Consider the following 17,317-nt stretch of genomic DNA (forward strand, 5'->3'; position numbering starts at 1 on the left):
TTTTGTCTAAAAAAGACATCGGAGCATGAAGGAAGTTAATATAGAAACTAAGCTAGAAGTTTATGATGATATTAGTGAGCTCCCTGCTGATGTTCAAAAACTATTGGCGTCTGCCGTAGAGGCAAGAGATAATGCCTATTCTCCTTATTCCAAATTTAATGTTGGAGCAGCACTACTGTTGGAAAACGATGAAGTCATTATTGGCAGTAATCAGGAGAATGCATCCTACCCATCGGGTTTATGCGCAGAACGCACAGCAATATATTATGCTGGTGCAAAATATCCGAATACTAAAATATTGAAAATGGCTATTTCGGCCTCCTCTCAAAATCAAATTACCGATAAGCCAATTCCTCCTTGCGGTGCTTGCAGACAGTCAATCGCTGAATATGAAATCAAACAAGATCAACCCATCGAAATTTTCTTCACGGGAGCTAAGGGGGAAGTTGTAAAGTCCGAGTCTTTGGTCAACTTATTGCCATTGCTTTTTGATAATTCAGTGTTATAGTGTTTTTGTTAGATAAAATTTAAATTTCGTAACTATTTTTTGCGAATTACAGTTTCTTCATTACTTTCTAAAGTGTTATTTTTGTTTTTCTGTTTAAAGAACAAATCAAAAAATGCAAAAGATCACTAAAGAAGTTTACCTAAAATGGTACGAGGATATGTTATTCTGGCGAAAGTTTGAAGACAAACTTGCGGCAGTCTATATCCAACAAAAAGTCAGAGGATTTCTTCATTTATATAATGGGCAAGAAGCGGTTTTAGCTGGTGCTTTACACGCTATGGATTTAACGAAAGATAAAATGATTACTGCTTATCGTAATCATGTCCAGCCAATTGGTATGGGTGTAGATCCAAAACGTGTTATGGCAGAATTGTATGGCAAGGCAACCGGAACATCTCAAGGTTTAGGTGGCTCAATGCATATCTTTTCTAAAGAGCATCGTTTTTATGGTGGTCATGGTATTGTTGGTGGTCAAATTCCATTGGGAGCAGGTATTGCATTTGGTGATAAGTATCATGGTAGTGATGCCGTTACATTATGTTGTTTTGGTGATGGTGCTGCAAGACAAGGGTCTTTGCATGAGACTTTTAATTTAGCGATGCTTTGGAACTTGCCTGTAGTTTTTGTTTGTGAAAACAATGGTTATGCCATGGGAACTTCCGTGGAGAGAACGGCAAATCATACAGATATATGGAAATTGGGTCTTGGTTATGAGATGCCTTCCGGTCCCGTTGATGGTATGAACCCTATTAAGGTTGCAGAAGCATTTGATGAGGCTATTCAAAGAGCGCGAAAAGGAGGCGGGCCTACGTTCTTAGAGGTTAAAACCTATCGTTACAGAGGGCACTCCATGTCTGATGCACAACATTACAGAACAAAAGATGAGGTGGAAGAATACAAGAAGATAGATCCAATAACACAAGTAAAAGACATCGTTCTAGAGAAGAAATATGCAACTGAAGATGAGATAAAAGAGATTGATAAGCGCGTAAAAACGCGTGTATCTGAATGCGAGAAATTTGCAGAGGAATCTCCATATCCTGAGAAAAGTGTGATGTATGATGCGGTATACGAACAAGAAGATTATCCATTTATAGACCATAAAATAAAGTAAGCTATGGCAGAAGTAATTAACATGCCGCGATTAAGCGATACCATGGAAGAGGGCACTGTTGCTACCTGGTTAAAAAAGGTTGGTGATAGGATTGAAGAGGGTGATATTTTGGCAGAGATCGAGACTGATAAGGCAACTATGGAATTCGAATCCTTCAATGAGGGGACCTTATTACATATTGGAATTGAAGAAGGTGCCACAGCAAAAGTAGATACACTTTTGGCGATTATTGGTGAAGAAGGCGAGGATATCTCTGCTTTATTGAGTGCAGGAGCGAGTGCTGAAGAATCAGACACTATTCCAGAAGCTGAAGATGAAGAAAAAGATATCTCAGATGTTGATTTTGATTCTGGGTCTAATGAAGAGTTACCCGAGGGAGTTACTATTGTAACTATGCCGCGCCTCAGTGATACCATGGAAGAAGGAACCGTTGCCACTTGGTTAAAGAAAGTAGGAGATGAGGTAGAAGAAGGTGATATTTTGGCAGAGATTGAAACAGATAAAGCGACTATGGAGTTTGAATCTTTTCAGTCAGGTATCTTATTGCATGTAGGATTGCAAGAGGGAGATTCTGCAAAAGTCGATGCGTTATTGGCAATTATTGGCCCAAAAGGTACTGATGTTTCAGGTATAGCTAAAAACTTTAAAGTAGGTGGAGACGAACCAAAAAAGGAGTCGAAACCAGAACCTAAGGCTGTGACGAGCTCATCAAATAAAGAAACAAAAAAAGAAATTTCAAAACCAAGTACTTCTGTCACTTCGAGCGGAGTCGAGAAGTCTTCAACTTCTAACGGTAGGCTTTTCATTTCACCTCTAGCCAAAAAAATGGCAGAGGAAAAAGGCATCAATTTATCTCAAGTTAGTGGATCCGGAGAAAATGGTAGAATTGTGAAGCGAGACATCGAGAACTTTACGCCTGGAGCCCATTCGCTTGCTACTGTAGCGAAGTTTGTGCCATCAGGACAAGAAGATTTTGATGAAGTTCCAAACTCAAATATGCGTAAGGCGATTGCCAAGAATCTGGCGAAGTCCAAATTTACAGCACCACACTATTATTTAAATGTGGAGTTTGACATGGAAAATGCCATGGCTTTTAGAGCACAATACAATTCTCTACCAGACACAAAGATATCCTACAACGATATGATTGTTAAGGCCTGTGCTTTAGCTTTACGTGAGCATCCACAAGTTAACTCGCAATGGTTCGATGATAGAATGAAATTAAATAATCATGTACATATTGGTGTTGCAGTTGCTGTTCCAGATGGTTTAGTGGTGCCAGTTGTTAAATTTGCAAACGAGCAGAGTTTAACGCAAATTGGTGCAGCTGTTAAAGAATTTGCTGGTAAGGCGAGAAACAAAAAGTTGACTTTAGATGAAATGGATGGTAGTACCTTTACAATTTCTAATTTAGGTATGTTTGGTATAGAGAGTTTTACGTCGATTATCAATCAACCTAATTCGGCAATATTATCTGTAGGTGCTATTGTGTCTAAGCCTGTAGTTAAGGGAGGTCAAGTTGTTCCTGGGAATACTATGAAGCTTACTATGGCATGTGATCATAGAACGGTAGATGGAGCTACAGGAGCGCAATTTCTTCAGACTTTAAAGGGTTATATCGAAAATCCTGTGACCATGTTGGTTTAGACTATTTTGAAGTTCAGAATTTATAATATTATAAATCCTGTTTCAATTGTTTGAAACAGGATTTTTTTATCTTTAAAACTTAATAAATTTCATGATGAAAAAAATACTTTCAATATTCATTATCATATTACTAGTGTCTTGTGCAATTAAAAAAAAGGGAGCAGATGGCGAAGATGGTAAAGACGCAACCAGCGCAGAGAAAATAGAAATTACTGCTACCGATATTAAAACAAGTATGGAATATCTAGCTTCGGACGAGCTAGACGGAAGAGCTACTGGAAGTGAAGGTATTGAAAAGGCTGCTGTCTTTATTGAAAACTATTTTAAGACTAATGATATAATGCCTTATTTTGAAACCTATAGGGACACATTTAAATTAGGTGAGTTGATTGGCTATAATCTGGTTGGAATGATAGAAGGTAACGATCCTAACTTAAAAAATGAATTTATCATTTTAGGTGGGCACTACGATCATATAGGTAAAGGTAAAGAGGTTAACAGCGATAGTATTGCTAATGGTGCTAATGATGACGCTTCAGGTACCATTGCAGCTATGGAGTTTGGGAGATATTTTTCCAAATCAAAATCTAATAAACGTAGTATTTTAATTACGTTGTATTCAGCTGAGGAAATGGGTTTAAAAGGTTCTGGGCATTTGGCAGAACGATTAAAACAATCTGGTTTGAATACCTACACTATGATAAATTTTGAAATGATTGGTGTGCCAAGAGCGGCAGATAAATCCATGGCTTATATGAGTGGTTATAACCGCTCCAATTTTGCGCCAATATTAAATAAATATGCCGGCGAAGAAGTTGTTGGATTTTTTCCTAAGGCAAAAGAATTTCAATTGTTTTTTAGGTCAGATAATTTCCCATTCTTTAAGGAGTTTAATATGCCAGCTCATGCTATTTCAACTTTTGACTTTACAAATTTTGATTATTACCATCATGTAGATGATGAAGCAGATAAGATGGACTATGATCATATGGCTAGTTTTATCAACAAAATGATTCCTGCATTGGAAGGAATGATGAATGCACCCACCAAAGAAGTTGTTTTAAGCGATGAGTAAAAATATAATCATTACAGGTACTAGTAGAGGGATTGGTTTTGAACTAGTGCACCTTTTTGCTAATCAAGGTCACAATGTTTTAGCATTATCAAGAAATGCTCAACCTGTGAACAATTTACATTTTGAGAACATCACTTCGTTTGCGTTTGATTTATGCAACAATGAAGACTATAAAAAAGTCCAAGAATTTATTGCTGAAGAATGGAAGTATGCAGACATTCTAGTAAATAATGCAGGTACTTTATTAAATAAACCTTTCGCCGAAACAACGTTTGAAGATTTTGAGTACGTGTATCGAACCAATGTTTTTGGAGTATCTGAAATGACTAGAATTGTACTGCCGTTCATGAAACAAGATGGACATGTCGTTACCATCAGTAGTATGGGAGGCATTCAGGGGAGTGTTAAATTCCCTGGGCTTTCGGCCTATAGCTCTAGTAAGGGTGCAGTAATTGCGTTAACAGAATTATTAGCAGAGGAGTATAAAGAGACTGGACCACAGTTTAATGTTTTAGCTTTAGGCGCAGTACAAACAGAAATGTTAAAGGAAGCTTTTCCAGGTTTTGATGCCCCTACATCGGCTGTACAAATGGCAACTTATATTCACGATTTTGCACTTACTGGAAATAAATATTACAATGGCAAAGTGCTTCAGGTTTCAAATTCCACACCTTGAATTTAGTCAATTAAGATTCTATTAACATTAATTTGTTAATAAATTGAAAGATTATGACTACAAATGTTAAATTTAACATTTACCTTTCGACAAATTAACAGCATTGAACATTATTAGGGGGATAGCATTAGCTATAATTGTGTTTTTTTCTGCAGTCTTGCATGCACAATGTAATTTAGAGGAGACCATTGTTATTTGTGATATGACACAAATAGACAGTAACAACGATGGCACACCAGATGGCATCATTAATTTGTATGATGAATACACCAATCTTACCGGAAACACGATTCAAGCTGGAACTTGGTTTGATCCAGGTTTTAATTTTGCACTAAATGCAATTACAGGTGATTTATTTCTATGGGACTTAAACGAGTCTTCAACAACTACTACAGATTACCAATTTCAACTGACCAACGCTGATTGTGGTTCAGATATCGCCTTGACCATTAATTTAGTTTTAGGCCCATTTTCTGGTATTGCATTGCCTACAAACTTGGAGGATGTTAATGTGCAAGTCTGTGATTCGGGTTCCACACCTTTAGATTTATGTATTCCGCTTCCTGATATCGATCTTTTCGAAGCACTAGAATCGCTTCCAAGTCCACATGCTAATGGTCAATGGACTTATGAGGGTAGTAGTCCAAACTTTATAGAAGTTGTTGGGTCTGAGTTATTCGTTACGGTACCCTACCAAGCAGGACCTCCGTTAGTTGATGAAGAAACGTTTGAACTTATTTATACGGTTCCAGGTATAGCGCCTTGTAATGTTGAACAAGAAACAAGAGTGAAAATTTCGGTGGTTAGAGAAGTTTTCTCTGGACTAGCCCAAAACAAAAGAATTTGCGAAGATCTAATTGTAAATGGAGTGTATGATAATGATATTGATTTGACTGATGATGATTATTTATTATTTGAAGACATAGAAGGGACATGGTCAATGGATATGTTTGGTCAGATTTCTACCTTGGGAGATTCTGTGATAAATATAAACGCCATCTATCAGCAAATAATATCGAATAATCCAAGATTTGGATGTGTTGACGTTGATTTTACATATTCCGTAGATCAACGATCTGGTGTTTGTGATGATTCACAATCAACTATCAGTTTTAAAATCTACGAATACTTAAGGCCTTTTTCTCAATCCACCTTTCCAGAGTTTTGTGAAGATGATGAGTCAATACCAGCAACTATTAACCTGTACGATCAATTGGGTTTCTCTAACGATAACGGTGTTGTGTATGATTATCCATCTGATTCATGTACACAGTGGAATTTTGTCTCAGGACCTTCAGATTTGGGTCTAGTGAGTAATGAAGGAGGTTGTGCACCTTCTATAGATTATTCTTATTTGGCTCCAGTAAATTTAACAGGTGCTGAACCTGGTACATATGTTTTTCGTTATACGGTTAGTCCAGAAATAAATTGTAATCCAGATAATTTTGAAGTGTTGAATTACATAGATGCTTGTACATCTGAAGTTGATACTTCTGGTTTTTGTGGTTCAGAATCAGCAGAGGTAGTTATTGTAGTACATCCTAAAAACTATGCTGGTGAAGATACAGTAGATCTTTCATTTTGTTCAGGAGATCTAGGGAACACCATAGATTTAATTTCATTACTAAATACTAATGGTATTGATGACCCAATATATGTTGGTCCATTTGGAACCTGGGTTGATTTAGATACGGGTAGTGCCATAACTAGTCCATTTGTTTTACCGGTAATAAACGATCAGCAAACCTTTAATTTTCAATATAATATTACAAATGCGAATAATTGTAATGAAGAAGCAACCTTGTCATTTACTGTATTTGAGCAATATCAAGCAGGCACAAATAGTACAACCCAGATTTGCAGTGATGATAGCAGTTTTAATTTATTTGATTTATTGGGGAGCAATGCCAGTACAATTGGAAGTTGGACAGGACCGAACGGTTTTGTTTCGAATGTAAGTGATGTCATTTTTGATCCATCTACCTTTGAAGCAGGTGATTATATGTATTCTGTGCCAGATAATGGTGGTACATCCATTATGTGTTCTGGTGGTCAGGCAACTGTAACTGTCACTATTCTACAGAATGGTAGTGCTGGTTCCGATATGCAAGCTACAGTTTGTAGATCAGATGACCAGTTAGATTTACAATCTATACTTGATTCTGCTGCTGATTCTGGAGGTACATTTCAAGATATTGATGGTACAAATGCCTTAAATGGTAGTATAGTCAATTTATCTTTACTAAATGAAGGTATGTATAGTTTTCAATATACAATACAAGATAATCCTCAATGTACCCCATCAATTGCAATTCTTACCATAGATGTAATTGATGTGATGTCACCAAATGTTGAAAATCAAACGTTTTGTCTTGCTGATGCAGCTACAATCTCTGATTTAGAAATACTCAGTTCAGCCTTTGATTTTATGTGGTATGATACGTCAACATCAACAGATGCTTTACCATCAGACTTATTATTAGTCGATGGTGAAGATTATTTTGTTTCTGCAATTAATAGTGATGGTTGTGAGTCCGATCGAATACAAATAAGCGTTAATCTACTGCCTTTTAATGATAGCTCTTGCAATGATTGCGAAATTAATGATGGTATTTCAGATAATGACGATAATGAAAATGAGGTATTGGATTTGTGTAATCTACCAGTGATATTCCCTGAATTTGAAATCAAAATCTACAACCGCTATGGTAGCATAGTATATAAAGGAAACAACAATACATCGCTATTTGATGGTACGTCAAATGTATCATTGACCATTGGTTCTAAATTACCTTCAGGCACTTATTTTTATGTGTTTAATCCCAATGATGGCCTAACAGACCCTTTTCAAGGAAGTGTGTATTTAAGTAGATAAGAGTAATAGAATGAAACTAAAACTATACATTTTAATCTTTTTATGTGGTGCTTCCTTATATGCACAGCAAGAGCCTCATTATACGCAGTACATGTATAATATGAGCATTATTAATCCTGCCTACATGATTAACGAAATGAGTATCGTAGAGGTTGGGACACTTTATCGTAGCCAATGGGTGGGAATTGATGGAGCACCGAAAACGGCAAATGCCTTTGCTAATATACCATTAAGTGATAAGATTGAGATAAGTCTTAATTATCTTAATGATGAAATAGGTGATAATATTAAACAAACGGAGAACGTTTTTAATGTTGATTTTGCATATAAGATTAAACTCACCGAGACACTAGATATGTCTTTTGGAATGAAAGTTGGATTTGATCATCTGAGCACAAATGTCTTCGAAAGTAATGTTAGTGGAGATCCTTTTTTCGATAATACGAGAAAGACAGTACTCAATATAGGCGCAGGTGCATTTATGTATCACGACAATTATTACATTGGCTTATCATCTCCAAATTTATTACCAAACGAAATAGATGCCAACAACGACGTATTTTATCAAAACAAACTTCACTTGTTTTTAATTGGAGGTTATGTTTTTGATATTAATCAAGATATAAAGCTCAAGCCATCCACAGTTATTAAACATGTTTTTGGAGCACCATTGTCATTTGATATTTCTGCTAATGCCTTATATCAAGAAAAATTTGAATTAGGCGTTTCATACAGATACAATGATGCAGTTACTGCTATGGCAGGTATCGAGGTGTTTTCTGGTTTGAGATTTGGTTATGCTTACGATTTTAATACTAGCGCATTAAATGATTTTAATAATGGCAGTCACGAATTTATATTGACATATAAGTTTGACGTGCTAGGTTTGAGTAAAAAATATTCATCTCCGAGATTTTATTGATATGTTAAAAAGAGTTGTTTTAATTATAAACTTGATTTTTGTTTCGCAGTTTGTATTTTCTCAGGCAAAATCTAGAGCGGATCGCTTTTTCGAGAAAGGTGATTATACGAATGCCGCAAAATATTATGAGATTGATCTAGAGTCTTCAAATCATAAAAAAGATTTAGAAAATATTGTAATCTCTTACTATAATACTTTTGAATATGGAAAAGCTACACGCTACTTAAGACTATTGGTTAATGGGAGATTTGTGGAGGATGATAAGACTTATGACAATGAATTTAATTTTAAATATTATCAATTGCTATCGGCTTTAGGTGACTATGAAAAAGGTATCGATTATTTAGAACGTTATAAAGGGAATGATTCAATCGCATTCAATAAAGATGACGCTATAAGTACAATAGAGGATTTTAAATTAATGGACTCTGATTATAAGATTGAGTTGGCTAAATTCAATTCATCTGCTTCAGACTTTGGAGCTGTAAAGCATAATGAAAGCGTATATTTTACTTCAGATAGAGAGTCTGAAAGTAAGCTATTAGAGAAAAAATTCAAATGGACGCATAGACCATTTTTGGATATTTATTCCGTTAGGGTATCAGAAGAGAACGATACTATTGGAGGTGTAGTAAAATTGCCTGAAAGCATTAATTCAAAACTACATGAAGGGAATTTTTGCTTCAGTAAAAACGGTCTTACTATATATGTGTCACGAAGTAATTTTGTAGATGGCAAAAAGGAGTTTGACGAAGATGACAAGAACAATATTCATTTATATAAAGCTACACTGAATGAGGGTATTTGGTCAAATTTAGAGAAGTTACCTTTTAATATAGAAAAATACTCTTACCAGCATCCTGCTTTAAGTCCTGATGAGAAAAAACTGTATTTTTCTTCAAACCAAGATGATAGTATAGGTAGCTTTGATTTATATTATGTAGATATAAGCGACGATGGTACTTTTGGAGAACCAGTTAATTTAGGTACTACAATCAATACAGTGAATAGGGAACATTTTCCATTTATTTCGGATGATGGTCACTTATTTTTCTCATCAAACGGACATCTGGGTTTAGGCATGTTAGACAATTTTGTGTCCGAATTTGTAGATGGCGCATTTACCAAGCCTGTAAACTTAGGTGCTCCAATTAATTCTCAGTATGATGATTTCAGTCTTAATTACACTAATAAGACTCAGGGCTTTTTCGCATCAAACAGAAAGTATAAAGATGATAATATTTATAGTTTTGATCAAACAGGTGAGATTTTTATTAGGGAATATATCAACAAATTTGAGATAAGAGATCAGCAAACTGAAGATTTTGTATCGAATGTTTCCGTTACATTGATAGATAGAAAAGGGAATCTCATTTATGAAAATACACTTGATTCCATTGCTAGTTTTAGTAAAAATCTCCTAGCGAATAATTATGTTCTTAATGCTTCAAGTCAAGGTTATCATAATGGTGTTTTAAGAGTTAAGGTTCTAGAAGAGCAGGATCAGAAACATCTATTATATCTAGAGAAATTGCCACCACCAAAACCACCAGATCCACCAGACCCACCAGACCCTATTGAGGTTATAATCGCGGAAAAAAATATTGATGAGGACCTAAAAGAGGAAGATCCTAAACGATTCGAAATGTTGACAGATGTTGAAGGTCCACCTATTGTCCAGAAAGAGGGAAAATTATTTTTTGAGCTAGAGCCTATCTATTTTGATTTTGATAAATGGGATATTAGAGAAGATTCAAAAGTAATTTTAGATGAATTAGCGGAAAAACTAGAACGCTATCCTAATATCCATATAAAAATTAGCGCTCACACAGACAGCAGAGGTTCTGAGCGATATAATCAAATTCTTTCTGAAAGACGCGCAGAATCAACAAGGAACTATTTAGCATTAGTAGGCTATGTTAACGCGAGACGAATAAAGTTTCAAGGATACGGAGAACTTTGGCCATTAGTAGATTGCCCCCAGAGTCAATGTACAGATGAGGAGTTTCAGATTAATAGGCGAAGTGAGTTTGAAATCGTGAAATATTAGTGCTAAATTTAGATTTTTGTACTCAGTATGTCTCAATATAAATGTATCATCTTTGATTGTGATGGTGTCTTAGTAGATAGTGAACCTCTTGGCAATCAGGTCATGGTGGATATGGCGAACACATTTGGTGCCAATATAGATCTAGAATATGCTTATGCACATTTTAAAGGAAATTCACTTAAAAACTGTATCGATAAAATCAAGAGACTCGTTGGAAAAGACATTCCATTTGATTTTGAAGATGAGTACAGGAAACGATCTTTTGAGAAGTTTAAGGATGAGATTGAACCCATTAAGGGCGTGAATAATCTTTTAGATAAATTAGATATTCCTTTTTGTGTAGCTTCTAGTGGACCAGAGAACAAAATAAGACTTAATCTTGAGCTCACCGGTTTATTACCCTATTTCGAAAGTAAAATTTTTAGCTGTTATGCAATAGAAAAGTGGAAACCAGATCCTGAGGTATTTTTATGGGCAGCAAGGACGATGGGGTTCTCGCCGAATGAATGTCTGGTTATTGAAGATAGTCCGATTGGCGTTAAAGCTGCAGTCAATGGAGGCTTTGATGTATTCGGATTTACTGCTCATGATTACAAGGATGAGTTGAAAGAAAATGCTACTAAGGTTTTTGATAGCATGATAAACTTGCCTAAGCTATTAGAAAGTCATAGCTAATTTTTATATTTATAAAAAAAAATGCGGAATGATAAAGAGATTACTCCATCGTAAATCTTTAGGTTTCTATATCGTTTTATATGTCCTTTTAACTTTCACACTTCACGGTCAAACGTTTGAGCATATCGAGACACTCGCTGGTTTAGGAGCACTTGAAAAAAACAATGGCGTAGCAGTAGCAGATTATGATGGGGATAATGACCTTGATATTTTTGTAGTTGCCAATGCCATAGAGGATTCATCAGAATATTCTAGTTTTAGCCGATTGCTTAGAAATAATAATAATGGCTCTTTCACGGATGTTACTGAGGCTGCTGGTTTTACTGATTTACTTACTTCAGAAGATGAGGTTCAGCTTACACTGGCTCAGCAAGGCTATAAATTTAGCGCTTCTTGGGGTGATTATGATAATGATGGATTTCCTGATTTGTTCTTAACCTACTCTTTAAAAGTGCAACTATGGCGAAATTTAGGTGATGGCACCTTTATTAATGTAACTGAGGCCTCTGGATTTGAAACTTCTAACGATTGTCTTAATATTGGAGCCACTTGGTTCGATTATAATAATGACGGTTTCCTTGATATTTATGTTACGGATTGGAGCCGATGCGATTCCAACTCAATGCATAGAAACAATGGCAATGGAACTTTTACTGAAGTTACTGAAGCGTTAGGGCTTACAGAAGTAGAGTCTAATTATAGTTATACGCCTTTTCCATTTGATTTCAATAATGATGGCTGGATGGATTTTTTAGTCACCAATGATCTCGAAGATGCTAACTATCTCTATATTAATCAATCTGGTGCGTCCTTTATTGAAGATGCTCAAAGCTATGGATTGGATAGTATGATTGATGATATGGGAATCGCCATTGGTAATTTTGATTTAGACAACGATTTCGATTTTTTCATTACAGGAATAGACGAAAATGCGCTCTTAGAAAATAACGGTTCTAACAACTATTCTGAAACATCAGTGAACTATGGTATTAATGCAACAGGATGGGCTTGGGGAGCACGATTTGTAGATTTTGATTTAGATGGCGATGAAGATCTATTTATAACCAATGGTTACGATTTTGAAGCCAGAGGACCTGAACAAAATGTATATTATAGAAATTTGCATGGTCAAGGGCAGAATATGTTTGAGGATGCTTCATCGGAATTAGGTTTGAACGAAAATACCGAAAGTGTTGAGTCTACTGATTTTGATTACGACAATGATGGAGATATGGACTTATTGATCACCAATGGAGATGGTCCAGTTATATTTTATGAAAATAAACTTCTAAATTTTGACGATGCCGAAAGTACTTTGAATTGGTTTAAGGTTCAGTTACAAGGCACTACATCAAATCGTGATGCCATTGGAACTATCTTAACTCTAACAACAAATAGTGGTAGCTTAAAGCGCTATTATTCTGGAGTTGGATTTTTAAGTCAGAGTCTTCAAGGTGTTCATTTTGGTTTGGGTGATATTAATCAAATAAATACTTTAGAAATCAAATGGCCATCAGGTTTAGTGGAGACTTTCAATGATTTAGATACCAACAATACAGTTCGGGTCATTGAGGGCCAGGGCCTAGAAGTACTAGATATAGAACCTAGTCAAAAAATTTACGGTTGTACAGACCCTGTATCGTGTAGTTATGATCCAGATGCAACAGTAGATAATGGGTCGTGTTCCTATATAACTTCACAAGATCTCCTTGGTAATACAAGCTCATCATTTTTAAGAACAGAAACTTATACTTATAATGCATCATCGGGATCAAATTTGCTTTGGGAAGTATCTGGTGGTGAGATTTTAAGTGGACAAGGCACTAATAGTATTTCAGTAAGGTGGCATTTAGAAGATTTTGGTAGCGTCGCTGTGACTGAGTCGAATAATCAATGTTCTAGTCAAGAAGTTTCTATTAATGTAGCATTGGGTGTGGATAACTTACCAGATAATATCTCCATTGCTAGACTATGGAACGAGGCCTTATTGGAAGCCATAAGAGATGATTTTGCTAGACCAACTGTGCATGCTAGAAATTTATTTCATACAAGTGTGGCTATGTATGATATCTGGGCAATTTATGATGATGTTGCTAGTCCATATTTAGTTGGGAATACAGTGAATGGATTTACAAGTGTCCTAGAAGAACTAATTCCAAATGAAGCTATAGACATTTCATTACACAAAGCTATAAGCTATGCTATGTATCGATTGCTGACCCATCGTTTTCAAAATTCCCCTGGAGTATTGGGAACTCAGGCAAGATTCGATTTATTAATGGAAAAGTTGGGTTATGATATTACTATAACATCGTTGTTATATGAAGATGGAGATTCGGCAGCATTAGGGAATTTTGTGGCTCAAACTATTATAAACTATGGTTTGCAAGATGGTTCTAGGGAGGCAACTAGATATGATAATGAATATTATGAACCCGTTAATGTACCCTATGCCTTAAATCCTATTATAGGAAGTTTTAATCTTCCAATTAATGATCCAAATCGATGGCAACCGTTGGCTTTAGAAATATTTATAGATCAAGGTGGGGTAATTATTGACGATGACACACCTCCTTTTTTAAGTCCAGAGTGGGGAAATGTATTTAGTTTTGCCCTGTCAGAAGATGATAGAGTTACGTATCAGCGTGGTGGACATGATTACCGTGTATTTCATGATCCATCAGACCCTCCGTATATTAATTTGTCAGAACCTAATGCAAGTAGTGACGCCTATAAATGGGGATTTTCAATGGTCTCTGTTTGGCAATCACATTTAGATCCAAATGATGGCGTAATGTGGGATATTTCACCTAATTCTATAGGAAATGTAGACATTAGTACCTTTCCAGCAGACTATGAAGATTATCCAAATTTTTATAATTTTTTTGAAGGAGGAGCAAATAGTAACGGACATAATTTAAATCCAGTAACAGGCAATCCATATGAAACTAAGATGGTTCCTAGAGGTGATTACGCCAGAGTACTTGCAGAGTTTTGGGCAGATGGACCAGAGTCTGAAACACCTCCAGGTCATTGGTTTACTATCTTGAATTATGTGAATGATCATCCTCAGTTTGAAAAACGTTTTCAAGGGGAAGGCGACATTTTAAATCCATTAGAGTGGGATGTAAAAGCCTATTTTATTCTTGGAGGAGGTATGCATGATGCTGCAATTTCTGCATGGAGTGTGAAAGGCTGGTACGACTATATAAGACCAATATCGGCAATTCGTTCTATGGCTGAACGTGGACAAAGTACTGATAACACCTTAGATAACTATCATGTTGGCGGTATTCCATTAATTGATAATTATATTGAAGTTGTCGAAGTAGGTGATCCGTTAGCAGGTTCTTTTAATCAAAACTTAGACAAAATAAAGCTTTATACTTGGCGAGGGCACGATTTTATAAATAATACCGAGATTGATCAGGCTGGTGTGGGTTGGATATTAGCTGAAGATTGGTACCCTTACCAGAGACCTACTTTTGTAACACCACCTTTTGCTGGTTATGTCTCTGGACATTCAACCTATTCTAGAGCAGCGGCAGAATTAATGACCAAGATGACAGGAAGTCCTTTCTTTCCTGGTGGGCTGGGGGAATTTACGGCTAAAGCCAATGAATTTTTAGTATTTGAAGAAGGCCCATCGCAAGATGTGATTTTACAGTGGGCAACCTATAGAGATGCATCTGATCAGACAAGTTTAAGTAGAATTTGGGGGGGAATTCACCCACCGGCTGATGATATTCCTGGGCGGTTTATAGGACAAGCGGTGGCTGAAGACGTTTTTGATTTTGCAGTACCTTATTTTGAAGGAAGCCTGAGTTATGAAAGTCTTAATGAACCTATTAAGATCTACCCTAATCCAACAATTAATAAGGAAATCTTTATAGATAATACAAACGGTAGAGAAAATATAGAAGTTTTTGATATGCAAGGCAAAAGAATAAATTTGGCAAATAGAACATATGATGAGTCAAACAATACAACATCATTAAAGTTTTACAGTACAGCTTCTGGGTTGTACTTGTTGAAAGTTGGTGATACGTCTAAAATGGTTGTTGTTAATAATTGATGATTCCACAATTACATTATTTTTGCATCCATGCGAACAGGACTGTTAGATTGTATTCCAGAAAGCGCGCAACCTAAGGTTGAGATATTGTTGGCTAAAGATAATTTAGTAGTCAAGGTTAAGAGCGAGAGAAAGACCAAACATGGTGATTACAGAGCACTACCAAATGGTAAGCATCAAATTACGGTAAATTCAAATCTAAATAAGTATCGATTTTTGATAACACTGATTCATGAGATTGCGCATTTTGAAGCCTATAAGAATTATGGGCGTTCTATTAAACCTCATGGTAAAGAATGGAAAATGACCTTTCAGCATTTAATGTTACCGTTTATACGACCAGAGGTTTTCCCCATGGAATTGTTGCCGCTTTTAGCCAAACACTTCAAGAATCCAAAAGCTTCCAGCGATACAGATACGCAACTCGCCTTAGCCTTAAAGCGATTCGACGAACCTAATGACAAGACTTATGTATTTGAAGTACCTTTGGGACATAATTTTATGCTTTACAATGGTAGGGTATTTAAGAAAGGTGATAAGAGAAGAAAACGTATAGAGTGTATAGAGGTTAAAACAGGTAGGTTATATTTGTTTAACCCAAATGCAGAAGTAGAATTAATAGATGAAAAATAAAAATTATTACGCCATATTAATGGCAGGAGGTGTAGGTTCAAGATTTTGGCCAGTGAGTACGCAGGATTTTCCTAAGCAATTTCACGATATGTTAGGAACAGGTGATACACTTATTCAAAAGACCTTTTACCGCTTGGCGAAGCTTATTCCTGAGGAGAATATATTCATTTTAACTAATGAGCGCTATAATGATTTGGTGTTTGAACAATTACCAGGTGTAACTAAGCGACAAGTGGTTTTGGAACCTGCCATGCGAAATACAGCACCTTGTATATTATATGCGTCTTTAAAAATACAAAAGGAGAATGAAGATGCTGTAATGATTGTGGCTCCCAGTGATCACTGGATTGAAAACGAACACGCATTTTCTAATAATGTGAAGACGGCTTTTGATTTTTGCGAATCAAATGATGCTCTAATGACTTTAGGTATAACACCAACCTTTCCTAATACAGGTTATGGCTATATAGAATTTGATAAATCATCAGCTTTAGAAATTAAACCCGTTAATCAATTTCGTGAGAAACCAGATTACGAAACGGCAAAATCGTTTATAGATCAAGGTAATTTTCTATGGAATGCAGGCATATTTATGTGGAGTGTCAAATCCGTGATCTCCGCTTTTAAAAACAATCAACCAGAATTATTTAAGCTCTTTGAAAGTGGTTATAAAGTCTACAATACCGAATTTGAGGATGATTTTGTAAAAGATAATTATGGAAAGGCAAAAAACATTTCTGTGGATTATGCCCTAATGGAAAAAAGTGATAATGTGTATGTGATTCCTGCAACTTTTGATTGGAATGACTTAGGTACTTGGGGAAGTCTTTACGACAAATTAGATAAAGATGGTCACAATAATGCTATTTTAAATGCCAAAAGCTTAGCAGAAAATGCGGAAGGGAATATTGTAAGAGCACCTAAAGATAAACTTGTGGTTATTGACGGCTTAAACGATTATATTATTGTAGATCACGATAATACACTTCTTATTTATCCTAAAAATAAAGAACAAGATATAAAGCAAATACAACAGCGTATTAAGAATAAATATGGTGATCTATAAC

General features: G+C 35.8%; 12 protein-coding genes. All 12 read left to right on the forward strand.

Annotated elements, in window-relative coordinates:
* Positions 1 to 25 precede the first annotated feature (25 nt).
* The 12 genes from cdd to H7F21_RS15605 all read left to right on the forward strand — a co-directional run bounded on the left by cdd (position 26) and on the right by H7F21_RS15605 (position 17,316).
* Positions 26 to 508, forward strand: a complete 483-nt coding sequence (gene cdd / locus H7F21_RS15550; protein ID WP_185790237.1) for a cytidine deaminase — start codon at positions 26 to 28, stop codon at positions 506 to 508.
* 112 nt (positions 509 to 620) lie between these two features.
* Positions 621 to 1,622: a pyruvate dehydrogenase (acetyl-transferring) E1 component subunit alpha gene (pdhA, locus tag H7F21_RS15555; RefSeq protein WP_185790238.1), complete on the forward strand. Its 1,002-nt coding sequence runs from the start codon at positions 621 to 623 to the stop codon at positions 1,620 to 1,622.
* Between the two features lie 3 nt (positions 1,623 to 1,625).
* The gene (locus H7F21_RS15560) at positions 1,626 to 3,269 is read left to right on the forward strand and encodes a pyruvate dehydrogenase complex dihydrolipoamide acetyltransferase (protein WP_185790239.1); all 1,644 of its coding nucleotides are present in this window, start codon (positions 1,626 to 1,628) and stop codon (positions 3,267 to 3,269) included.
* Positions 3,270 to 3,360: 91 nt separating this feature from the next.
* A complete protein-coding gene (locus H7F21_RS15565; protein ID WP_343067661.1) occupies positions 3,361 to 4,344 on the forward strand; it encodes a M28 family metallopeptidase in 984 nt (327 codons plus the stop codon).
* Positions 4,337 to 5,020, forward strand: coding sequence for an SDR family NAD(P)-dependent oxidoreductase (locus H7F21_RS15570; protein ID WP_185790240.1), 684 nt, complete (start codon positions 4,337 to 4,339; stop codon positions 5,018 to 5,020). Before H7F21_RS15565 ends, H7F21_RS15570 begins: the two co-directional genes overlap by 8 nt.
* A 103-nt stretch (positions 5,021 to 5,123) precedes the next feature.
* Complete coding sequence (locus H7F21_RS15575; RefSeq protein ID WP_185790241.1) at positions 5,124 to 7,895, forward strand: T9SS type B sorting domain-containing protein; 2,772 nt, start codon at positions 5,124 to 5,126, stop codon at positions 7,893 to 7,895.
* Positions 7,896 to 7,905: 10 nt separating this feature from the next.
* Complete coding sequence (locus tag H7F21_RS15580; RefSeq protein WP_185790242.1) at positions 7,906 to 8,817, forward strand: PorP/SprF family type IX secretion system membrane protein; 912 nt, start codon at positions 7,906 to 7,908, stop codon at positions 8,815 to 8,817.
* A gap of 1 nt (position 8,818) precedes the next feature.
* Positions 8,819 to 10,867 carry an OmpA family protein gene (locus H7F21_RS15585; protein ID WP_185790243.1) on the forward strand — a complete coding sequence of 683 codons (2,049 nt, stop codon included), beginning with the start codon at positions 8,819 to 8,821 and terminating at the stop codon, positions 10,865 to 10,867.
* Positions 10,868 to 10,894: 27 nt separating this feature from the next.
* Positions 10,895 to 11,542, forward strand: a complete 648-nt coding sequence (locus H7F21_RS15590) for an HAD family hydrolase (RefSeq protein ID WP_185790244.1) — start codon at positions 10,895 to 10,897, stop codon at positions 11,540 to 11,542.
* Between the two features lie 28 nt (positions 11,543 to 11,570).
* Positions 11,571 to 15,617, forward strand: coding sequence for an FG-GAP-like repeat-containing protein (locus H7F21_RS15595; protein ID WP_185790245.1), 4,047 nt, complete (start codon positions 11,571 to 11,573; stop codon positions 15,615 to 15,617).
* 30 nt (positions 15,618 to 15,647) lie between these two features.
* The gene (locus tag H7F21_RS15600) at positions 15,648 to 16,250 is read left to right on the forward strand and encodes a SprT-like domain-containing protein (protein ID WP_185790246.1); all 603 of its coding nucleotides are present in this window, start codon (positions 15,648 to 15,650) and stop codon (positions 16,248 to 16,250) included.
* Complete coding sequence (locus H7F21_RS15605) at positions 16,240 to 17,316, forward strand: mannose-1-phosphate guanylyltransferase (protein WP_185790247.1); 1,077 nt, start codon at positions 16,240 to 16,242, stop codon at positions 17,314 to 17,316. The genes H7F21_RS15600 and H7F21_RS15605 overlap by 11 nt, the downstream gene beginning before the upstream one ends.
* The last annotated feature ends 1 nt before the right edge of the window (position 17,317 follow it).

Source organism: Winogradskyella flava, assembly GCF_014243395.1.
Classification (GTDB): domain Bacteria; phylum Bacteroidota; class Bacteroidia; order Flavobacteriales; family Flavobacteriaceae; genus Winogradskyella; species Winogradskyella flava.

Bases quoted from the DNA above. Each gene is read 5' to 3' on its own strand.
- cdd (WP_185790237.1), top strand. From the start codon at position 26: ATGAAGGAAGTTAATATAGAAACTAAGCTAGAAGTTTATGATGATATT.
- pdhA (WP_185790238.1), top strand. From the start codon at position 621: ATGCAAAAGATCACTAAAGAAGTTTACCTAAAATGGTACGAGGATATG.
- H7F21_RS15560 (WP_185790239.1), top strand. From the start codon at position 1,626: ATGGCAGAAGTAATTAACATGCCGCGATTAAGCGATACCATGGAAGAG.
- H7F21_RS15565 (WP_343067661.1), top strand. From the start codon at position 3,361: ATGATGAAAAAAATACTTTCAATATTCATTATCATATTACTAGTGTCT.
- H7F21_RS15570 (WP_185790240.1), top strand. From the start codon at position 4,337: ATGAGTAAAAATATAATCATTACAGGTACTAGTAGAGGGATTGGTTTT.
- H7F21_RS15580 (WP_185790242.1), top strand. From the start codon at position 7,906: ATGAAACTAAAACTATACATTTTAATCTTTTTATGTGGTGCTTCCTTA.
- H7F21_RS15585 (WP_185790243.1), top strand. From the start codon at position 8,819: ATGTTAAAAAGAGTTGTTTTAATTATAAACTTGATTTTTGTTTCGCAG.
- H7F21_RS15590 (WP_185790244.1), top strand. From the start codon at position 10,895: ATGTCTCAATATAAATGTATCATCTTTGATTGTGATGGTGTCTTAGTA.
- H7F21_RS15595 (WP_185790245.1), top strand. From the start codon at position 11,571: ATGATAAAGAGATTACTCCATCGTAAATCTTTAGGTTTCTATATCGTT.
- H7F21_RS15600 (WP_185790246.1), top strand. From the start codon at position 15,648: ATGCGAACAGGACTGTTAGATTGTATTCCAGAAAGCGCGCAACCTAAG.
- H7F21_RS15605 (WP_185790247.1), top strand. From the start codon at position 16,240: ATGAAAAATAAAAATTATTACGCCATATTAATGGCAGGAGGTGTAGGT.